Raw genomic sequence first — 19,247 nt, 5'->3', positions numbered from 1 at the left:
GCCGCAAAGCGTGATCGTTACAATTTCGTGACACGGCGCGCGCGGCCTCGGGCGCTGGTTCCCTGCCCGGGGGTGCTTTCCTCAGCCCAGCCCTACAACATATGGGCGTGTCTTCAGATAAGCAGCTAATGGCATCAACGCACTCCACCTCCGGATGGTTCCGGCCCCGGGGCCGTGCCGCCCCCGGATCCCTTATGTCGCGGCCGGGCTCAGCTTCAGCATCGTGGTGTTTCCTCGCCAACACGCGCTTCTTTCTGCGCTACCGGATGGACCCGGACACCCAACCGTGCACACTCGGTGACCCCATCGCCGCGATGCCAGTGTCGTCCTGCCATGACCGGGGTGTCAGAGTCCCATGGAGTCCAGAAGAGCGTCTTCTTCTTCGGACCCGGAGCGTTTACGCCGGGATGGCGCCCGGGCCTCCTGAACGGCTTCAGCCGGGTCCGCCATGTCGTCCGGCATGTTGCGTTCCTCGCGCCCGATCCGGGCCTGTTGCCGTGCCATGTATCCGAAGCCGACGAATGCCAGGATCCCGAAGGTGATCCACTGCAGGGCGTAGGAGAGGTTCGACCCTTCCTTCACGGCCGGTGCGGCGAGCTGCTGGGGGGTAATGACCGGCTGTGGGGACTCCGAGGACATCACCCCGTAGCTGCCCGTCATGAGCGGGTAGTCCAGTTGCTTGCCGTAGTTGGACAGGTCGATGCTGGCCAGCTGGCCCTCTGGCGCGTCACGGCCAAGATCGGGCTCGGACGGTTTGATCCTGATGACCGCCGTAACCTCCCCGGTTGGCGGGGCGGGCACGGCGTCGGGGTATCCGGGCCGGTCGTTGCCGATCGGCAGCCATCCCCTGTTAATCGCGATCGTCTCACCGGAGCTCAACCGGAACGGGACCAGCACTTCGTATCCGGCGGCGGAATTGTTGGGCCGGTTCCTGACGATTCTCTGGTCCTGCGCTAGGTAGCGGCCCGTCACGGATACGGTAGTCCACTTCGCATCAGGGTCGGCGACAGCGAAGTAGGGCCGGGCGTCATTGAACGGCACGGGGGATTTGTCGTAGTTCTCCTGGACCCTGCGGATCTCGGTCACGGCCTGATTCCGGCGATCCATCTGCCAGTTCCCCAGTCCAATGCACGCGGCGGCGAACACTGCCGCCGCCATCAGGAAACCGGCCCAACGCCAGGACAGCAGGAACCTATACGCCACGGGAGTCCTCCTGGAGCTGCCACTGCCCTACCAGCAGTGCGCGGACAGCCGTCGCCTCGGCGGACAGACGGTGATCCTCGCCGCGGGCCAGAAGACCGTATTCGACCATCGTCCGCCCGTCGTTGTGGGTTCCGGCACGAACCCAGACCCTGCGGCGATTCACGTAAAGCGAGGCAAGCAGGCCCGCGACGGCCATCAACGAGAAGACCAGGACGCCGGTCTGTCCAGGGGTGCTGCGGATGTCCACGCCGATGTAGCGTTTGAGGCCATCGAAGCTGATGCTTCCCTTGCCCTCGGGCAGCGTGTACGTGCCACCGGGAGCCAGGGTGATGCCCTTGGCCGGAAGTTCCCTCCCGTTGAGCTGGGTCAATCCCTTCACATCCAGGTTGTAGACATTCTGCGGCACGCCGGTGTCCAGGCCCAGATCGCCGTAGTAGGAGTTCAGGTTCAGTTGGGGGTTCAGCGGGTCCGGGTCGAAGCTGTAGGCGACCCCTTCATCATTTTTGATGGCGGAGGGCAGAAAGAATCCCACGAAACCCAGTTGCGCCGGGCGTGCATCCGGGACCTTGATGACAACCGTTGAGGTGTAGACCCCGTCGTTCGGGATGGACACGACCGGGCCACTGAATGCCGTGTCGCCGTTGCCGTCCCGCACAGTGATGACCGGGGCGTAGCCGTTGCCGACCAAGAAGACGCCCACCTCGCCGAAGTAGACAGGGTCATTGACCTTCAGCGTGCGGGGTTCCTGGGCTGCGTCGGGTGCATCCCGGGTTCTCAGCTGGGCGGTGAAATCGATGGGTTGGCCGAACTGTCTGGTGGACTCCCTGTCGAACCGGACTGCGAACGTGTCCAAGGTGATCGTGAACGGCTCCAGCCAGGAGGACTGGAAGTTGGTTCCCGGTGCGAAGTTGTCGTAGCCGACGAGCGTGTTGACGAAGGTATCGCCTTCTATCAGGATCTTCTGACCCCGGAACCCGAACAGCCCGCCGATGGCCAAACAGATCAGCACGCCGATCAGCGAGGTGTGGAACACCAGGTTCCCGGCCTCCTTCAGGAAGCCGCGCTCAGCACCCAGGGACGGCAAAGCTTCTTCCTGGTCCCTGACCTGGACACGGTAGCCGCGCTTCTTCAGCGCAGCGGCCGCATCCGCGATGGCGGCCGCTGCGGGGACCCCGGCGTCCGCAGGCAGCTCCAGGGTTCCGTACTCCGGGAGCCGGGAGAGCCGCTTCGGGGTACGCGGGGGGTGCGATCGCATGGCTCTGTAATGGGCTCGGGCCCTCGGAACGACGCAGCCGATCAGGGAGATGAACAGCAGGATGTAGATGGCTGAGAACCAGGCCGAGGAGTAGACGTCGAAAAGCTGCAGTGCATCCAGGAGTGGTCCATAGTCGGGGCGGTTCTTGATGTACTGAGTGACGAGCGAGGGGTTGGCCGGACGTTGTGGGAAGAGTGATCCCGGCACCGCGGCGATGGCCAACAACAGCAGCAGGAACAGAGCCGTGCGCATGCTGGTCAACTGGGTCCAGGCCCAGCGCAGCATGCCAAAGGCTCCCAGCGGCGGCGGGGTGGGGTGGGTTTTCTTTTCGGTGCGGGCAGGCGCCGCGGAGCCATCGGTGGTCATCGGCGGCGCACCGGACGGTTGGCCAGCTGGCGCAGGTATTCGTTGTAGGCGTCCAGATCCGGGTCGCCCGCCACGGCCGCGTTCTTGTCCGCCTTGACCCATCCGCGGGCCTCGTCCCGTTGCCACCGCACGAGGATGAACATCAGCAGCAGCACCCCTGGCAGTTCCCCGTAAGACCAGGCAAGGCCGCCGGCCAGGCCCTGGTCCTGCATCGGGTCCACCTTCCAGCTTTCCGGCGGTGCGGCGAAGAACTTGACCATGGGGGCTGTGGCCATCATGATCACAACCCCAAAAAAGGCGTGCAAGGGCATCTCAGCGAAGATGTCCAGCATCCGGCCGAAATGTGTTTGCCTGGTCGGCAGCGGGTCCGCGGAAATCAGTGGCACCGTGAACAGGATCCCGGCTGCAAGGAACAACAGTTCCAGGCCGACGTGCCCGTACCAGGTGGGCAGCAGCAGGTCCGCGAGCCCGGAGAAGTAGACGCCGTAGAAGCTGAGCAGGAACAGCGGCACCATGAAGGCCGGGTGGATGGCCAGCCGGCCCCAGCGGGAGCGCAGACCCCAGAGGGCAAACTTCAGAACCGGCCGGCCGACCCGGCCGTGCGGGATTGCCCGCAGCAGCAAGGTCCCAGGGGATCCGATGACCAGTAGCGGCGGGACGGCCATCATCAAGGTCAGTTGCTGGAACATGAAGATGGAGAACATCCGCAGTCCGTACCCTTCGATGCCGGCTCCCATGACGACGATGATCGCCAGGCAACCGAACAAAAAGGATGCAGTGCGGACCGGGGACCAGTGCCGGCCCTGCCGCCAGAGGCGGATGGCACCGGCCAGGTAGAAAAGAGCTGCCAGCAGCGTCAAGGCCGGGATCAGCGGAACAGGCTGCAGGTTCGGGGCGAGGTACTCACCCAGCGACGGCGGCAGCGAGGGAAGCCAGACCGGGCCCTCGACTCCTGGGTCGCCCATGTCAGTACCGCCGTCCGGACGAGACGGTGACGCCAAGGGCTTGCGCTAGTTGTTGCTGACCATTGCCAGCCGGTCCTGTCCGGCGTGTCCGACGTGTGTGAGACCCAGATCCAGCAGCATGCGCACGTGGGAGTCGGCCAGTGAGTAATAGGCCATCCTGCCGGCGCGACGGACCTGCACCACGCGGGGGCCGCGCAGCAGCCGCAGCGCATGGGAGACGCCGGATTCGCTCAACCCCGTGGTTGCGGCCAGATCGCACACGCACATCTCCCCTTCGAGCAGGGCGATGAGGATCCTTACCCGTCCCGGGTCCGAGAGCAGCCCGAAGATCACCGCGAGATCCGTCACGTCCGACTCGGCGGGCATCCGGGACCTGACCGCTTCTACCTTCTCGGCGTCGACCAAACGGATGGCGCATTCGCTGCCCGGCTGGCCGGGCGGTGTCGGCAGTGCCTGTGCTGTTCCGGTCATTCATCAAGACTACCTTTACTTGCTAATGCGTCGCATTTGCCTTGTGGCGTGCCGGGTGGGGCCGCGGGAGAGCCCGTCGTGGCTCGGATGGCATCCACCGATTAACGTCTGAACAACTCTACAGATAATCTTGAATGGCGCTGGAATGCACCGGCGCTGCCTGCTCCGAAACCTTGGAGGAGCCAGGTCCGGACCTGCGTTAAGGAACCATTGTGGCTTTGAAAGCCCCCGCTGCCGGCGGCAGCACGGCAGTATCGCCGAAACTGCGCTGGTTCGCCGTGGCCGGCGTGATCGCCGTGGTTGTCGTGCTGGTGGCGACGGCGTATGGGAGAGGAACCCTGCCCGCCGAGACCCGCGATCCCGGCGCTTTGGTCCGGTGGGGCTATGGTGTCGCCCAGACCCTGCAGAACATAGCGGCCGCAGCCACCATCGGTGCGCTGGTTTTTGCGGCGTTCATCGTGCCGCCGGTCCTGAAGGGCCGCAAGAATGCGGGCCGGGCCGGGTACGGGGTGACGGCGGCGCAAATCGCTGCCGCCGACGAGCATCCGGCGTTCAGCCGGATCATGGTGCTGGCCTCGGTGGCGAGCCTGACGTGGACCCTTTCGGCCCTGGCAGTATTGGTGTTCAGCTTCTCCGACATCGCCGGCGTGCCCGTCTCGGGCAGCCCCGAATTCGCGGCGCAATTGACCTCCTATATCACGGAGCTTCCCAACGGGGCGGCCTGGCTGTGGGTCGTTATCATTTCCTCGGTCGTTGCCACCCTGACCTTCGGTGTCCGATCCAGCGCGGGCCTGGGTGCCACCGCGTTGCTGGCCTTGTCAGGACTGGTGCCGGTGATGCTGATCGGCCATGCGGCCGGTGGCAGCGACCACGAACAGGCCATCAACTCCCTGGGCCTGCACCTGGTTGGGGTGTGCCTGTGGTTCGGCGGTCTCATTGCTTTGGGCGTTGCCGGGACAGCCCTGGGCAAAGACACCGCGGCGGTCCTCGGGAGGTTCTCCACTCTGGCCGGTTTCGCTTTTGTCCTCGTGGTGGCCTCGGGCATCATCAATGCCACGATCCGCATCGAGTTTCCCGCGGGGCTGGCCTCTCCCTATGGCGTCCTGCTGATGGCAAAAACCGTGGCCGCCATTGCCTTGGGAGCGATCGGATTCCTGCACCGGAAGCGACTGATTCCGGCGTTGAGCGCGAAATCCGGGAACGGGCAGGCCACCGGGCTGCTGTGGCGGTTCATCGTGGTCGAGCTGCTGATCATGGGCGCCGTCAGCGGCCTCGCCGCAGCGCTGAGCCGCACCCCGACACCAACCGGGGAGGACATCCGTCCCGCCCTGACCCCCGCCGAGGTCCTCACCGGCTACCTCCTGCCACCGGAACTAACCCCCGAACGCTGGTTCACGGTGTGGCGCCCGGACTGGCTCTGGATCGCCCTCGCCCTCTTCGCCGCCTACCTGTACCTGCGGGCGGCGCAGACGCTGCGCCGCCGCGGTGACAGCTGGCCGTGGATACGCAGTGTGGCATGGCTTGTTGGGTTGGCGGCGCTGGTGTTTTTCACCTCAGGCGGACCGGCGGTGTACGGGCGGATACTTTTCAGTGCACACATGCTGGATCACATGGCGTTGACCATGGTCGTACCGGTGTTTCTCGTTCTCGGAGCCCCGGTAACGCTGGCGCTCAGGGCGCTCAAGCCGCGGACCGACGGTTCCCGCGGACCACGCGAGTGGATCATGGTCCTGGTTCATTCGCGGGTGGCCGCGATCGTGACGCATCCCCTCTTCGTTGCCGCCAATTTCGCCGGTTCCATCGTCTTGTTCTACTACTCCGATGCGTTCGGCTTTGCCCTCAGGGAGCACGCCGGGCACGAACTCATGACGGTCCATTTCGTGATCACCGGTTACCTGTTCGTCCTGTCAATGATCGGTACCGACCCCATCCCGCGCCGGGCACCCTATCCGCTGCGGCTGCTGCTGCTTCTAGCCACTATGGCCTTCCACGCCTTCTTTGGTGTCACCCTGATGGGCTCGACCACCCTGATCCAGCCCGAGTGGTTCACCGAACTGGGCCGTGAGTGGGGTGCACCGCCGTTGGAGGACCAGCAAATGGCCGGCGCCATCACCTGGGGTATCGGCGAGGTCCCGACCTTGCTGATCGCCATCGGCGTGGCCGTCATGTGGTCACGCTCCGACGCCCGCGAAATGCGACGCAGCGACAGGGCGGCCGCGCGCACCAACGACGCGGACCTGGACGCCTACAACGCCATGCTCGCCCGCCTTGAGGAACGCGACACAAGGGGCCGCGGTGGCCAGGCCTAGACCGGACAGTCCCGCACCCTCATCAAGTTCAGCATATTCTGAATCCACACATTTCTGTATCATTACTGGTATGCGCATACTTTCCACGATTGACGTCCTGGCCAGGTTCGGTAAAGCCCTCGCAGACCCCACCCGGGCCGCGATCCTGCTGCAGCTCAAAGACGGCCCGGCGTTCCCGTCGGATCTGGCCGACAGCATTGGCGTCAGCCGGCAGATCCTCTCCAACCACCTGGCATGCCTGCGCGACTGCGGGCTGGTCGCCGCGGAGCCGGTCGGACGGCGTGTCCGCTACGAACTCTCCGACGCCAAATTGGCGCACGCACTGGAGGATCTGCTCGGCACCATCCTGACAGTCGATACAATCTGCGGCTGCGCCGAACCCGAATGCGTCCAGGACGATACTGCAGGCCTCCTGGTCTCTCCCGACACGCTGGACGTCCGGTCATGAGTGGTCACGAGCACGACCACGCCGCCGCGGCAACGGCCCGCCGCGGCAAACTCATCACCGTCTTTGCCATCACCTTCACGGTCATGATTGCAGAGATCATCGGCTCCGTATTGACCGGCAGTCTGGCGCTGCTGGCAGATGCCGGCCACATGTTCACCGACTCGGCAGGCCTGCTGATTGCGCTCATCGCCGCATCATTGGCGTTGAAGCCAGCCACGCTGACGCGCACCTGGGGTTACAAGCGTGCCGAAATCATCGCCGCCGCCGGACAAGCGGCCCTGCTGCTCGCGGTCGGCGGCTTCGTCATCGTTGAAGGCATCCGCCGGTTCTTCGAGCCCCCGGAAATTGGGGAGTCCACGATGCTTTGGTTCGGCATCATCGGGCTGGCCGGCAACGCGATCGGCCTCCTGATCCTCGCTTCCGGACGGAACCACAACTTCAACATGAAGGCGGCCTTCCTGGAGGTGCTCAACGACGCCCTCGGGTCCGTGGCCGTCATCGCGGCAGCCATCATTATCGCCCTGACCGGCTGGCTTCAGGCAGATGCCCTCGTGTCGTTGCTCATCGGCGTCCTGATCATCCCGCGCACACTTAAACTGCTCCGTGACACCGTGAACGTGCTCATGGAATCCACCCCCAAGGGATTGGACCTGGCCAAGGTGCGCGAGCACATCCTGGCGCTGCCCCACGTCATCGACGTCCACGACCTCCACGCCACCCTGGTGGCCTCCGGAACGCCGGTCCTCTCCGCTCACGTCACCGTGGAGGACAACTGCATGACCGACGGGCATGCCGCCACGATCCTGGCAGATCTGCAGGGCTGCGTGGCCCAGCACTTCGACATCAGCGTCGAACACTCCACCTTCCAAATAGAGCCAGCCGCCCACCGCGACCAGGAAAGCATCCACCACTGATGAGCAAAACCAAAACCTCTCCCCCACCCGTGGACACCGCGAAGAAGGCCCGGGTCTTCATTTGGGTCCTGCTGGCCGTCCTCGTCGCCGTTGGCGTGATCTGGTACACGGTCTTTACGCTGAACAAGCCAGCCCCCGCGGCCCCGACGCCGGTCGCGGAAGCCCAACTGGTCCGCGAAGACAGCCACCGCGTCACCTCCCCGGCCACCGAAAAAGCCCAGCTCGTTGAATTCCTGGACTTCGAATGCGAAGCATGCCTTGCCGCTCAACCCGTGGTCGAGGAACTGAAGAAGGAATTCGGGGACCGGATCACCTTCGTCAACCGCTACTTCCCGTTGCCTGCGCACCGTAATTCAGCCACCGCCGCTCTTGCCGTCGAAGCCGCAGCCCAGCAGGGCAAATACGAACAAATGTATGCCAAAATGTTCGAAACCCAGCCGCAATGGGGCGAGAAGACCGAATCTCAGGCGCCACTGTTCCGCACGTTCGCTGAAGAACTCGGTCTGGACCTGACCGCGTACGACGCGGCAGTGGCCGATGACAAGACCAAGGAACGGATCAAGAAGGACATCGCAGATGGCACCGCCCTGGGCGTCAAGGGCACGCCGACGTTCTTCCTGAACGGGAAAATGCTCACCCTTGAGACCAAGGAGCAATTCCGTCAACTGCTCGCGGACGCCGCCAAATAACAGGCTGTCCCGGGACAGATACTTCGCCGTGGGCGTTGCCCGCCCCCATCCTTCTACGTAACGTAAAAGGAACCCCTCTCTTGAAAGGAACGGTGTGCGATGAGTGCTGTGCGTGCACCGTTCCGCATTCCGCGGGCCGCGGCTGTTGCGGCCGCCGTCCTGGCCCTGGCCGCAACGGCACACTTGCTGGCCGGAGGTGAACTGCCTGCTTTCCCGGTCATGACAGCGCTGACAGCCGTTGTCGGCCTTTCGGCGATCATGCTGGCCGGCAGAAAGATGACGGCCCCCCTTCTGGCCGTATATCTGGGAGCATCCCAGGCTGCACTGCACCTGGCGTTCTCAGCCTTGGCAGGCGCGGGAACGCCCAACCCCGGTTTGGCCCACCACCCTGGGATGGCAGCCGGCCCGGGCGCCGGTGTCGGGGTTGTCCCTCATGAGCATCTCAGCGCGGACAGCAGCCCCGGAATGCTCGGAATGCATGTGGTCGCAATCCTCGCCACCGCTCTTCTGATGGCGCGGGGCGAGTCGGCTTTGTGGGCCTTGGCCGCCTGGCTGCGGCCCCTGTTGGGCCTGCTCAAACCAACCGAACTCCGGGCATATCCCTGCATGCCGGTCACTGCCATGGAGACCATCCATCTGCGAAGGAACGGGCTTGCACGGCCACCGGCCCGGGGGCCGCCCCGGAACGTTTCCGCCGCCACGACACTCCAGGCATTGGCTTAGGGTGCCACCGGCGCGCACCGAGCACATTGAACCTTTCTCAACGAGCAGAATCGCAGAATTCACCATGAATCCCCTCAACAACAAGCGGCGCGTCCGCATCCGCCTGGCGCTTGCCGCGGCCATCCTCATCCCGGCCTTCGCGGCGGGGCCGGCAATGGCCCACGACGCCCTGGAATCCACGGTCCCGGCCAAGGACGCCACCGTCACCACAGCCCCGGGTGCCGTTTCCCTGACGCTCTCGGAACCGCCCATGGATGCCACGCAGCTCAATCTCAGCGTCATCACCGTGACCGATGAGACGGGCAAGACACTCAGTGACGGCAAGGTTACCGTGGACGGCCCGACCATCTCCACGGCCATAGCCGGTGGGAGCAACGGGGTGTACAAGGTCCTCTGGCGGACGGTTTCCTCCGATGGGCATCCCATCGAAGGCAACTATGCCTTCACCGTCCAGGACCCCGCCCAAGCCGTCACTGCTACGCCATCTGCGACGCCAACCCCGGCCGCGAGCACTGCTTCCAGCGCTGCCGCACCGGCTGCACAAACGGCGCCGGAGCAAATTAAACCCAACGATGACAACGCACCCATCGCCGTCGGAATCGCGGCCGCGATCCTGGCTGTCGCAGCCGCTGTCTTCTTCCTTGCACGCAAGCGCAGAGACAAGACCTCGGGAGCGTAGCAGAACCGGCAAACCAGCGAGCATTCCGCCTCGCCCGTCGGCTCCGGGGTAGCGTGCCCGGAGCCGACGGGCCCGGATGCGCTACCGTGCCGCGGCAACGGAGCGTCGATCGGACAGCAAACGTGAGGTCCAACCCGCGATGGTGCCGAAAACCATGACGGCCAAGGCCGCCATACCAAGATAGAACAGCACCGTCGGAAGGCTGGACGGTGACGACGAACCGTCCACAGCAGCCATGATGCTCAGCCAGTAGGCCACGGTTGCGATTACCCACAGCGCACCGGCCGCCGTTGTCAGCCAGGACCAGCGCGAAAACCAGGACTGGCCCCGCCGGTAAGAGAGGGCAATGGCGACAGCCACGACACCGGCCGCAGCAATCAGCTGAAGGCCAAAGAGGTATGGGCCAGCAACCAGCCCCACCGGAATGCAAAGGCCGCCGATGAGCACGAGACGACGGGCGCCCAGCGGCATCTTGGCGGCATCCGCGGGATTCACCGATTGGCTTGTGTCGGGGTTTGAAAGCATTGGTTCGGGGGCTCCTTGAAGAGTGGGTACTGCGGGATCATTTCGTAATAGCGGCGGGACCGGCCGTGCACAGAAAGCCGTGCACCAAGACAGGGGCAGGCCGGGCGCCCCGCCTTGATGTTCCGCAGTACCTGGATCATCATCAATGACGGCTGAGGCGACAGTCGGCAGCACCATCAGACGACCACCACGGGGCTCTTGGTGCGCGCTATCACATTCGGGCCAAGACCATTGGTACGAAGAAGCCTCACAACTGCCGTGGGAATATCAGAGACTGATTCTAGCAACAGCTTATGAACATATGTTCATACGCGCGGGATTGCCGGCCACCCGGCTCCGCACTGATAGCACTGCCTATGGGTTGGTCTTGGCGTTTGCCGAACGATATGGAATCGGGCCCGGCCGGATCACCATCGCCCAGCCCCGGAGGAAGTGGCCAGAGCGCCTAGTCCTCCGGTCGTGGCCTCGGGGAAAGGACGGTCCCGAGGATCATGACTGCTACGCCGGTGGTGACGAATACATCGGCGAGGTTGAAGGTGGGGAACCAACCGCTGTGCAGGTAGTCCACCACCCCCTGCCCGTCCAGCCGGTCGATGAAGTTTCCGGTGGCTCCTCCAAGCAACAGGGCCGCACCTGTCCGGGAGAGCAGGGACATGCCGGGCGCTGCGGCGAGCAGGAACCAGAGCAGGGCGGCCAGGATCACCCCCGTGCCGGCGATGACGGCCCAGGCTGGCAGGCCCGCGCCCATGCTGAAAGCGACACCGCGGTTGTAGACCAGCCGGATGTTAATCGGCCCGACGTCATTGGTTGCACCCGCAGAGAGAACGGCCTCGGCCACGGCCTTGACGATAAGATCCGCGGCCGCCAGGGCGGCCGCAACAACAACCAGCAGGACCCGGATCCGCCGCGAGGTCCGGTTCGCGGGGCCCGGCGTGGCCTTGGCTGTTGATGTGGGTTCGACACTCATGATGCTGGTTCCAAAGCCGGGACCGGCTGGGCAGTCTTGAGCACGGTTCTGCGGCTGATCCGTCCCGCCCTGACGCCGTTGGCGATCACGACGATTTCGGCCAGTTCATGGATCAGGACCACCGCGGCCAGACCGAGCGCACCGACCAGCGCCAGCGGGATGAGCACAGTGATCAGCAGCAGGGACAGCCCGACGTTTTGGAGCATGATGGACCGGGTGCGGCGGGCGTGACCGAGGACCTGGGGCAGGTGGTTCAGGTCCTCACCCATCAGGGCGATATCGGCGGTCTCGATCGCGACGTCGGTGCCCATGGCACCCATGGCAATGCCGGTGTCGGCGGTCGCCAGCGCGGGTGCGTCGTTGACACCGTCGCCGACCATCGCGGTCGGGGCACGGCCTTGGAGGGTACGGATGATGTCCGCCTTGTCTTCGGGGCGCAGGTCGGCGTGGACCTCGGTGATGCCTGCTTCCTTGCCCAAGGCGTTGGCGGTGATCGTGTTATCACCGGTGAGCATGGCGGTGGTGTAACCGGAGGCAGTGAGGCGGGCGATGACCTCCCGGGCCTCGGGGCGCAGCTCGTCGCGGACCGCGATGGCGCCGATGACCTGTCCGTCGTCTTCGATCAGAACGGCGGTTGCGCCGGCCTGTTGCATTCGCCGCACTTCGTCGGCCAAGGGTTCGGCGTCGATCCAGCCCGGCCTGCCGAGACGCACCGTCCTGCCTTCAAACAGGCCTGTCAGGCCTGCGCCGGGGACGGCGTCGACATCGGTGACCGGTGCCCGGTCCACGGCCGCGGCGAGGATGGCTCGGGCGAGCGGGTGTTCACTGCGGGCCTCCAGACCGGCCGCGAGAGAAAGAACCTGCTCTTTGGTGGACGTTCCGGTGGTGGCAACGTCGATCACGGCTGGCTTGTTGCGGGTCAGGGTTCCGGTCTTGTCCAATGCGATGGTGCGGATCTTGCCGAGGGTTTCCAATGCTCCGCCGCCCTTGATGAGTACGCCCATGCGGCTGGCCGCTCCGACGGATGCGACAACGGTGACGGGCACGGAGATGGCCAGGGCGCAGGGTGAGGCGGCAACAAGCACAACCAGGGCGCGTTCGAACCACAGCAGCGGTTCCCCGACGATGAAGCCGAAACCGATGATCAGGGCAGCGGCGATCAGAATACCTGGAACGAGTTTGCTGGCGATGGAGTCAGCCAGTCGCTGGCCCGGGCCCTTGCGGGACTGCTCGGCTTCGACGATGTGCACGATCCTGGCGAGTGAGTTGTTCTCGGCGGTGCTGGTCACTTCGACCTCAAGCGGGCCGGTACCGTTGATCGACCCGGCCCAGACCTCGCTGCCCGGGCCAACCTCAACGGGCACGGACTCGCCGGTCAGCGCTGAAGTGTCTACGGAAGTGCGCCCGGTCAGGATCCTGCCGTCGGTGGCCAGGCGTTCCCCGGGCCGGACGACCATTCGGTCCCCAAGGACCAGAGCCGCAGGATCGACCGTGACCTCTTCGCCGTTGTGTATGACGGTCGCTTCGGCGGGTACCAGGTCCAGCAGTGCCCGCAGGCCGCGGCGGGTTTTCGCCAGCGAGTATTCCTCCAGGCCTTCGGAGATGGCATAGAGGAAGGCCAACATGGCCGCTTCCTCGTACTGGCCCAGCGCGACCGCACCGGCCGCGGCAATCGTCATCAAAGTGCCGACGCCGATTTTGCCCTTAAGCAGGCGGCGGAGGGTGGACGGAACGAACGTCCATGCGGCAACCAGCAGTGCGGCGATCTCCAGAGGAAGTGTCAGCCACTGCGGTGCGCCGGCCAGGGACGCGATCCACGCCGCAAGGAGCAGGGCACCGGAAACGGCGGCCGCGCGGACCTCCCGGACCTGCCAGAATCCTACGGCCTCCTCGGTTTCCTCGGTCTCGCCTGTCCCGGGCTTTTCGTCGCTGCAACCGCAGGCGTCACTCATCGGGCCACCTCCGTCGTCTGCACTGTGCCGGTGCTGCCAATGCCATAGTTCGGGCAGAGACTGACCGCGTTGCCGGTAGCTGCCAGCAGGACCTCCGCCTGGGCGAGCATGTCCATCAGCTCCGGACGCGAGAGCGAGTAATAGACGCTGCGGCCCTGCATACGACCCTCCACCAGACCACAGTCACGCAAGCACGCCACATGGGCAGAGACCGTGGATTGGGCCAGGCCCAGCTCCCCGGTCAGGTCACCCACCCTCACCTCTCCCCCGGCCATCCGCTTCACGATGCTCAAGCGGGTCGGATCACTGAGAGAATGGAACAGGGCCGCCGCGGGGTCCAGCGGGGCGCATGGATCAGGCGAGAATGCATCATCAATCGTCATACAACGATGATAGCGTCAACTTTGGATGTCATCGACCTTGGGTGTTCGAACGAGCCTTGCTCCGGAAGCCAGTCCAAGTGCCTTTGCCCTGATGCAATAGCGGCGAAGTGCTGGCTGTCGTTGGCCTGGAGCCGGGGACCCGTGAGGCTGACGGAGCGGGGAACTCCAGCCCTGGTAGGCGGGAAGCCTTGCCGTGTGCACGCCGGCCCCCTACACTCCTGCCAAGGGTTACTTGATGATGTGCTTCGACCTCTTGGTCTACAAGGTCGATAGTGGATCCGGTCTGGTTCTTCTTCATGACCACCCAAAGGACAAGGACCCGGGAGTTTCTAACTGAAGATTCTTGGTTTGACCCTGGCTGGGGAGCGGCAAGCAGGGACCGTGCGGCAAGCACGGATCCATACTCGCAACAGGCGTACCACTCCCAGGAGTTCCGATGCCCGGTCATTCAGCCACCCGGCCGCAGTCACCCTTGAAGGGATTCATCACGCCCTTGGTGATTGCCGTGATGGCAGCCCTGCTGCCCCTTACCGCCCCGACAGCCCTCGCTGCGGGACCCTGCGAGCCCGTAGTGAACCCTGTTGTCTGTGAAAACTCCAAGCCCGGAAGTCCGCCATCGGAGTGGGACATTTCCGGCCCCGGTGACGACAGCATCCAAGGTTTCTCCACCGAGATCAGCGTCAATGCGGGCCAGCCCATTCGCTTTAAGATCGATACCAGCGCGTCCAGCTACACCATCGCGATCTACCGGACCGGCTGGTATGGCGGTAACGGTGCCCGGAAGATCGCTGACGTGACGCCGTCCGCGTTCCGGCAGAACCAGCCGCAGTGCCTCAATGACCTCACCACGGGGTTGTATGACTGCGGCACGTGGGCGGTGTCCGCAACGTGGCAGGTTCCCGCCTCCGCGGTCTCAGGTATCTACATCGCCCTGCTGACCCGGCCCGATACCGGCGGGCAAAGCCACATCACCTTCATCGTCCGCTCCGACGGCAGCCGTTCCGACGTTGTTTTCCAAACCTCCGATCCCTCCTGGCAGGCCTACAACTCCTACGGTGGCTCGGACTTCTACCAAGGGCCCAACGGACGCGCCTACAAGGTCAGCTACAACCGCCCGGTAGCAACCCGCGGCGGTCCCGGCGGCCGGGACTTCTACTTCTCCAACGAGTACCCGATGGTGCGTTTCCTGGAACAAAACGGCTACGATGTCAGCTATATCAGCGGGCTCGATACCGACGGCAACGGTGCTCAACTGTTGAACCACAAGGTCTTCCTTTCCGTCGGGCACGACGAGTACTGGTCCGGCCCCCAACGGGCCAACATCACCGCCGCCCGTGACGCGGGCGTGAACCTGCAGTTCCTCTCCGGCAACGAGGGGTATTGGCGCACCCGCTTCGAACCCTCCCCGGTGGATGGTGGTGTGGGACGGACGCTGACCTCCTACAAGGAAACCTGGGCCAACGAAAAAATCGACCCCAGTCCCCAATGGACCGGAACCTGGCGGGACCCGCGGTTCGCGGCCCAGACCAATGGCGGCGGATTGCCCGAAAACGCGCTGACCGGAACCATTTACATGTCCAACTACTCCGACCTGCCGGTGACCGTCAATTCGGAGGAAGGCAAAACCAGGCTCTGGCGGAACACCTCCCTGTCCTCGTTGTCGCCCGGATCCTCCGCGGCGTTGGCGCCCCACACGGTGGGATACGAGTCCGACGAGGACCTTGACAACGGATTCCGCCCACCGGGTTTGGTGCGCCTGTCCACCACCGTCGGGGACGTGCCCCAGTATCTTCAGGATTTCGGAAACACCGTCCTGCCCGGCACGACAACCCACCACTTGACCCTTTACCGTGCCCCCAGCGGTGCCTTGGTGTTCTCCGCCGGCAGCGTCCAGTGGACCTGGGGCCTGGACGAAGTGCATGACGGCGACGGCGCACCGGCCGATCCGCGGATGCGGCAGGCCCAGGTCAACCTCTTGGCCGATATGGGGGCCCAGCCCGCCACCCGCGCTGCCGGGCTGATCGCTGCCGTCCCAAGCACCGACCGGGCCGCGCCCATCGCGGCCATTACTGCCCCGGCCAACGGCGCCACTGTGCCGCATGGCACCAGCGTCATCGTGACCGGAACCGCCGCCGACACCGGCGGGGTGGTGGCCGGTGTCGAGGTTTCCACCGACGGCGGCAGCACATGGCACCCGGCCGTGGGCAAGCAAAACTGGACCTACACCTATATCCAGAAGGGCTTCGAGACCGCCACCATCCAAGCCAGGGCCATTGATGACAGCGCCAACATCGGCGCAGCCGCCAGCAGGAACCTGCTCCTGAGCGGACCCTACAGCGTCTTCGGCCAAACCGTTCCGACAGTGCAGGATTCCGGTGACGGCGGCAGCTACGAAATGGGCGTGCGCTTCACCCCCACCGTGGACGGTTTTATCACCGGGGTGCGCTTCTACAAGAGCGCCGCCAACACCGGTACGCACACCGGGTCCCTGTGGAGCTCCACCGGAGAGCGTCTTGCCACGGCGACGTTCACCAACGAGACCACCTCCGGATGGCAGTCCGTGCTGTTCAGCCAAGCCGTCCCGGTGGCGGCAGGCCAGAAGTACACGGTGTCCTACTGGGCGCCCAACGGCCGATACTCCATCCAGAATTTCCAATGGGCTAGCTTTGGGTCCTCCGACGCGCCGTTGAAGGTGGCCGGGGGTTTCGGGGCCGAGCCTGCCGGTGTCTATGCCACCTCCTCCGCGTTCCCGACCTCGAGCTATAACGGCGGCAACTACTTCGCCGATGCCCTGTTCAGCACGGTGGACAGCAGCCCCATGACGGTAACCGGGCACACACCGTTCCCGTCCTCGTCCAGCGTCTCCGTGGACACCAAGGTCAGTGCCGTGTTCTCCAAGCCCGTCACTGCCTCCAGCGTCCAGCTGACGCTTCAGTCCCCCGACGGCCCGGTGGCCGGTACGACGGCGTACGACCCCGCCACGCGGCGGGCGACCTTTACACCAACAAGCGCACTGGCGTTCAGCACCCAGTACACGGCCACCCTCGCCGGGGCGGACACCTTGGGCGGTCCGGTCACAGCCGGTGGAACCTGGTCGTTCGCGACCGCGGCGACACTGCCGGTTCCCGGGTCCTGCCCGTGCAGCCTCTTTGACGACTCCGTCACCCCGGGCATTGCTGAGATTCGGGACGGCGTCCCATTGACGCTGGGCGTCCGGTTCTCCAGCGTTTCAGCCGGGGAAGTCGTGGGCATGCGTTTCTACAAGTCGACCGGCAACACGGGCACCCACAACGGCGCCCTGTACACGGCCGCCGGACAGCAGCTGGCAACTGTCGCGTTCACCAATGAGAGCGCCTCCGGATGGCAGACGGCGATGTTTAGCCAACCAATCCAGATGGCCGCAAACACGGACTACATCGTGGCCTACAAGTCACTGACCGGCACCTACTCAGCCACTACCAACGGGTTCGGATCCGGCATGAGCGTCGGACCACTGCGAACAACTTCGGACGCCGGCGCGTACACGTACAGCGGAGACTTCCCGGGGTCACGTTCGAACGCCAGCTACCTCGTGGACGTCATCGTCAGGGTTCCACCGCCGGCTTTCACTCCAACAGGGCAGTCCCCGCTTCCCGGGGCGTCCAGCGTTGCACTGGACAGCCAGATCAGTGCCGTACTGTCCGAACCGGCCGAAGCCTCCAGCGTGAACCTGACGGTAAAAGACGCAGGCGGAACCATCGCGGCCGGATCCACCAGCTACGATACCCAAACCCGGAAGGTCACGTTCACTCCCACCGGGCCGCTTGCGGCCGGGACGTCCTACACGGCCACCGTCACGGCAACCGCGGTATCCCGGCAACCACTGAGCGACGCTACTTGGACCTTCAGCACCGTCCCTGTCCCCAGGACACCGGGGACATGCCCGTGCACCCTGTACCAGGACACCGTGGCGCCGGGCACGCCCGACGCCAACGACGGCGTGCCGCTGTCCCTGGGCGTCCGGTTCGCCAGCGACACTGCAGGGGAGATCACCGGCGTTCGGTTCTACAAGGCCGCCGGCAACACCGGGACACATACCGGCTCGGTGTATACGGCCGGCGGGCAGCTCCTGGCCTCCGTCACCTTCACCAATGAGTCCAGTTCCGGCTGGCAAACAGCAACGTTCAACCAGCCGGTGAACATCAACGCCAACACCGAGTATGTGGTGGCCTACAAGTCCCCGGGCGGCCACTACTCCTACACGGCTGGCGGATTCGGAAACGGGTTCACCAGCGGGCCGCTGCGGACAGCACCCGATTCCGGGGCGTTCGCCTACAACAATGACTTCCCCAACTCACCCTCCACGGCAAGTTACCTTGTGGACCTGGTGTTCATGGCTGCGGTGCCGCCGCTGACGATAACTGACCGGTCCCCTGCGCCCGACGCCACGGGCGTGCCCGTCAACGTCAAACCAACGCTCACACTCTCGTCCGCCATCAAGCCAGGTGCCTCGTTCGCGCTGGCGGCGAACGAGGCACCCCTTGCCGGCAGCACTGCCTTGTCCACCGACGGCCGCGCCCTAACCTTCACCCCGGGAGCTCCTCTGCCGGGCAACACAGCGATCTCCGTCAGCGTCAGCAACATCGAATCCCAGCAGGGCCAGAGGCTGCCGACCACCACCTGGCAGTTCGCCACTACCGACCCTGATGCCCAGCAATCATCCATCTTCGGTGAGCTTCAACCGCAGACAGCATCCTCCGATGACGCGTCATCTGTTGAGCTGGGAACGGCGTTCACGGTCTCCGAGGCCGGCCATGTCACTGGCATCCGGTTCTACAAGGGAACCGGAAATACCGGAACCCATGTGGGTTCCTTCTGGAACGCTGCTGGTACGCGGCTGGCTCAGGTGACGTTCTCGAACGAAACAGCAACTGGCTGGCAAACCGCGATGCTGTCCTCCCCTGTAGCCGTAGCTCCGGGGGAAACGTACGTCGTGTCCTATCTGGCGCCCAACGGCCGCTACGCCTACACTCCTGCGTTCTTCGCCCAAACCTGGGTCAGTGGGGTGTTCACCGCCGCCGGCCCTGACAACGGCCGCTATCTGTACGGTACCGGCGGTGCGGCGCCAACGAACTCATGGAACTCCACGAACTACTTCGTCGATGTCCTCTACTCGGCCACCACCACGCCAGCGCAGGCGGCGCCCGCACCGACGCCCACGCCTACACCGACCGCAACGCCGGCCCCATCCGGAACAGCGACAGCGAGCCCCTCACCAAGTCCTGCCCCCAGTCCGTCACCCAGCCCCTCGCCGAGTCCGACAGGGTCCGGCCGGCTGCTATGCGGATTACTGGGAACCTGCTGACGTGTGGGGCGCTCTTTAAGGCTGCTGACGTCCGTCCGCTCCCCGGGTTCTTGG

General features: G+C 64.9%; 15 protein-coding genes. 7 read left to right on the top strand and 8 right to left on the bottom strand.

The window, feature by feature from the left end; genetic code table 11:
* Nucleotides 1-345: 345 nt before the first annotated feature.
* Genes ACIQC5_RS20040 through ACIQC5_RS20025 form a run of 4 tightly spaced genes read right to left on the bottom strand, consistent with a single transcriptional unit; the run spans nucleotide 346 to nucleotide 4,260 of the window.
* On the bottom strand, nucleotides 346-1,203 hold the full coding sequence (locus ACIQC5_RS20040) for an SURF1 family protein (RefSeq protein WP_400286446.1): 858 nt from the start codon (nucleotides 1,201-1,203) through the stop codon (nucleotides 346-348).
* Nucleotides 1,193-2,824: a cytochrome c biogenesis protein ResB gene (locus tag ACIQC5_RS20035; RefSeq protein WP_400286443.1), complete on the bottom strand. Its 1,632-nt coding sequence runs from the start codon at nucleotides 2,822-2,824 to the stop codon at nucleotides 1,193-1,195. The genes ACIQC5_RS20040 and ACIQC5_RS20035 overlap by 11 nt, the downstream gene beginning before the upstream one ends.
* Complete coding sequence (locus ACIQC5_RS20030) at nucleotides 2,821-3,789, bottom strand: cytochrome c oxidase assembly protein (RefSeq protein ID WP_400286549.1); 969 nt, start codon at nucleotides 3,787-3,789, stop codon at nucleotides 2,821-2,823. The genes ACIQC5_RS20035 and ACIQC5_RS20030 overlap by 4 nt, the downstream gene beginning before the upstream one ends.
* 45 nt (nucleotides 3,790-3,834) lie before the next feature.
* Nucleotides 3,835-4,260, bottom strand: a complete 426-nt coding sequence (locus ACIQC5_RS20025) for an ArsR/SmtB family transcription factor (RefSeq protein WP_400286440.1) — start codon at nucleotides 4,258-4,260, stop codon at nucleotides 3,835-3,837.
* 212 nt (nucleotides 4,261-4,472) lie between these two features.
* Here ACIQC5_RS20025 and ACIQC5_RS20020 point away from each other — a divergent pair, with 212 nt between their 5' ends.
* The 6 genes from ACIQC5_RS20020 (at nucleotide 4,473) to ACIQC5_RS19995 (ending at nucleotide 10,022) form a co-directional block, all read left to right on the top strand.
* Nucleotides 4,473-6,569 carry a cytochrome c oxidase assembly protein gene (locus ACIQC5_RS20020; protein ID WP_400286437.1) on the top strand — a complete coding sequence of 699 codons (2,097 nt, stop codon included), beginning with the start codon at nucleotides 4,473-4,475 and terminating at the stop codon, nucleotides 6,567-6,569.
* A 70-nt stretch (nucleotides 6,570-6,639) separates the two neighbouring features.
* A complete protein-coding gene (locus ACIQC5_RS20015) occupies nucleotides 6,640-7,017 on the top strand; it encodes an ArsR/SmtB family transcription factor (RefSeq protein ID WP_400286434.1) in 378 nt (125 codons plus the stop codon).
* Nucleotides 7,014-7,931 carry a cation diffusion facilitator family transporter gene (locus ACIQC5_RS20010; RefSeq protein WP_400286432.1) on the top strand — a complete coding sequence of 306 codons (918 nt, stop codon included), beginning with the start codon at nucleotides 7,014-7,016 and terminating at the stop codon, nucleotides 7,929-7,931. The genes ACIQC5_RS20015 and ACIQC5_RS20010 overlap by 4 nt, the downstream gene beginning before the upstream one ends.
* Nucleotides 7,931-8,620 carry a DsbA family protein gene (locus ACIQC5_RS20005; protein WP_400286429.1) on the top strand — a complete coding sequence of 230 codons (690 nt, stop codon included), beginning with the start codon at nucleotides 7,931-7,933 and terminating at the stop codon, nucleotides 8,618-8,620. Before ACIQC5_RS20010 ends, ACIQC5_RS20005 begins: the two co-directional genes overlap by 1 nt.
* A gap of 99 nt (nucleotides 8,621-8,719) precedes the next feature.
* A complete protein-coding gene (locus tag ACIQC5_RS20000; protein ID WP_400286426.1) occupies nucleotides 8,720-9,343 on the top strand; it encodes a hypothetical protein in 624 nt (207 codons plus the stop codon).
* Nucleotides 9,344-9,407: 64 nt separating this feature from the next.
* The gene (locus ACIQC5_RS19995) at nucleotides 9,408-10,022 is read left to right on the top strand and encodes a copper resistance protein CopC (RefSeq protein ID WP_400286424.1); all 615 of its coding nucleotides are present in this window, start codon (nucleotides 9,408-9,410) and stop codon (nucleotides 10,020-10,022) included.
* Between the two features lie 81 nt (nucleotides 10,023-10,103).
* Here the strand turns inward: ACIQC5_RS19995 and ACIQC5_RS19990 are convergent, their stop codons facing one another.
* From ACIQC5_RS19990 to ACIQC5_RS19975, 4 genes are all read right to left on the bottom strand, one after another.
* The gene (locus ACIQC5_RS19990) at nucleotides 10,104-10,547 is read right to left on the bottom strand and encodes a hypothetical protein (RefSeq protein WP_400286421.1); all 444 of its coding nucleotides are present in this window, start codon (nucleotides 10,545-10,547) and stop codon (nucleotides 10,104-10,106) included.
* A gap of 445 nt (nucleotides 10,548-10,992) precedes the next feature.
* Nucleotides 10,993-11,514, bottom strand: a complete 522-nt coding sequence (gene lspA / locus ACIQC5_RS19985) for a signal peptidase II (RefSeq protein WP_400286419.1) — start codon at nucleotides 11,512-11,514, stop codon at nucleotides 10,993-10,995.
* Nucleotides 11,511-13,466, bottom strand: a complete 1,956-nt coding sequence (locus tag ACIQC5_RS19980; protein ID WP_400286416.1) for a heavy metal translocating P-type ATPase — start codon at nucleotides 13,464-13,466, stop codon at nucleotides 11,511-11,513. The genes lspA and ACIQC5_RS19980 overlap by 4 nt, the downstream gene beginning before the upstream one ends.
* Nucleotides 13,463-13,849, bottom strand: coding sequence for an ArsR/SmtB family transcription factor (locus tag ACIQC5_RS19975; RefSeq protein WP_400286414.1), 387 nt, complete (start codon nucleotides 13,847-13,849; stop codon nucleotides 13,463-13,465). Before ACIQC5_RS19975 ends, ACIQC5_RS19980 begins: the two co-directional genes overlap by 4 nt.
* 436 nt (nucleotides 13,850-14,285) lie before the next feature.
* Here ACIQC5_RS19975 and ACIQC5_RS19970 point away from each other — a divergent pair, with 436 nt between their 5' ends.
* Nucleotides 14,286-19,193 (top strand): DUF4082 domain-containing protein, encoded by a 4,908-nt coding sequence (locus ACIQC5_RS19970; RefSeq protein ID WP_400286412.1) that lies wholly within the window; start codon nucleotides 14,286-14,288, stop codon nucleotides 19,191-19,193.
* The last annotated feature ends 54 nt before the right edge of the window (nucleotides 19,194-19,247 follow it).

This window comes from Paenarthrobacter sp. NPDC092416 (assembly GCF_044755025.1).
GTDB lineage: Bacteria > Actinomycetota > Actinomycetes > Actinomycetales > Micrococcaceae > Arthrobacter.
The sequence above is the reverse complement of the archived record's forward strand: the minus strand, read 5'-3'. Positions and strand labels throughout refer to the sequence as shown.

Excerpts from the sequence above, each read along its gene's own strand:
- ACIQC5_RS19980 (WP_400286416.1), bottom strand. The coding sequence starts at position 13,466 with ATGAGTGACGCCTGCGGTTGCAGCGACGAAAAGCCCGGGACAGGCGAG.
- ACIQC5_RS20025 (WP_400286440.1), bottom strand. The coding sequence starts at position 4,260 with ATGACCGGAACAGCACAGGCACTGCCGACACCGCCCGGCCAGCCGGGC.
- ACIQC5_RS20015 (WP_400286434.1), top strand. The coding sequence starts at position 6,640 with ATGCGCATACTTTCCACGATTGACGTCCTGGCCAGGTTCGGTAAAGCC.
- ACIQC5_RS19995 (WP_400286424.1), top strand. The coding sequence starts at position 9,408 with ATGAATCCCCTCAACAACAAGCGGCGCGTCCGCATCCGCCTGGCGCTT.
- ACIQC5_RS20035 (WP_400286443.1), bottom strand. The coding sequence starts at position 2,824 with ATGACCACCGATGGCTCCGCGGCGCCTGCCCGCACCGAAAAGAAAACC.
- lspA (WP_400286419.1), bottom strand. The coding sequence starts at position 11,514 with ATGAGTGTCGAACCCACATCAACAGCCAAGGCCACGCCGGGCCCCGCG.
- ACIQC5_RS20000 (WP_400286426.1), top strand. The coding sequence starts at position 8,720 with ATGAGTGCTGTGCGTGCACCGTTCCGCATTCCGCGGGCCGCGGCTGTT.
- ACIQC5_RS20005 (WP_400286429.1), top strand. The coding sequence starts at position 7,931 with ATGAGCAAAACCAAAACCTCTCCCCCACCCGTGGACACCGCGAAGAAG.
- ACIQC5_RS19975 (WP_400286414.1), bottom strand. The coding sequence starts at position 13,849 with ATGACGATTGATGATGCATTCTCGCCTGATCCATGCGCCCCGCTGGAC.
- ACIQC5_RS20010 (WP_400286432.1), top strand. The coding sequence starts at position 7,014 with ATGAGTGGTCACGAGCACGACCACGCCGCCGCGGCAACGGCCCGCCGC.
- ACIQC5_RS19970 (WP_400286412.1), top strand. The coding sequence starts at position 14,286 with ATGCCCGGTCATTCAGCCACCCGGCCGCAGTCACCCTTGAAGGGATTC.
- ACIQC5_RS19990 (WP_400286421.1), bottom strand. The coding sequence starts at position 10,547 with ATGCTTTCAAACCCCGACACAAGCCAATCGGTGAATCCCGCGGATGCC.
- ACIQC5_RS20030 (WP_400286549.1), bottom strand. The coding sequence starts at position 3,789 with ATGGGCGACCCAGGAGTCGAGGGCCCGGTCTGGCTTCCCTCGCTGCCG.